Source organism: Alcanivorax sp. HI0044, assembly GCF_001634945.1.
On sequence record NZ_LWEZ01001428.1, the window covers coordinates 1 to 624 of the forward strand.

Annotated in this window: 1 protein-coding gene; it reads right to left on the bottom strand. The window is 59.0% G+C overall.

Annotated elements, in window-relative coordinates; all coding sequences use genetic code 11:
* The coding region (gene cgtA, locus A3730_RS21160; protein WP_063538850.1) for an Obg family GTPase CgtA at window positions 1-559 on the bottom strand (559 nt) is incomplete at its 3' end.
* Window positions 560-624 lie beyond the last annotated feature (65 nt).

Below are 624 nucleotides of genomic sequence, written 5' to 3' on the forward strand. Positions count from 1 at the left end.
CCACTTTCGGCTTGGCCGCGGAAATGGCACGAATCAGCGTGCTCTTGCCCGCATTGGGCATACCCAACAGCCCCACATCCGCCAGCACCTTCAGCTCCAGACGCAAGCGCCGGGACTCGCCGGGCTTGCCCTTGGTGGTTTTACGCGGCGCCTGGTTCACACTGCTCTTGAAGTGGATATTGCCCAGCCCGCCACGACCGGCCTGGGCCACCATCACCGGCTTGTCGGTGGCAGTCAGGTCCGCCAGCACCTCTTCCGTATCCAGATCGACCACGGTGGTGCCCACCGGCACATACAGAATGACATCATCAGCGGATTTGCCGGTCATCTGGCGGTCCTTGCCCGGCTCACCATTACGTGCCTTGAAGATACGGTCGTACCGGTAATCCACCAGGGTGTTGATATTGGTATCGGCCTGCACATAAACATGACCGCCGGCACCACCGTCACCGCCGTCCGGCCCGCCAAACTCCACGTATTTCTCGCGACGAAAGCTCAGACAGCCGTCACCGCCCTTTCCGGCATGGACATCAATAGTGGCTTCATCGACAAATTGCATGGGAACAGACTCTCTTTCAGAACGGTGCCATTCTACGGCAATGCATTCATTTTGGGGACAGATAC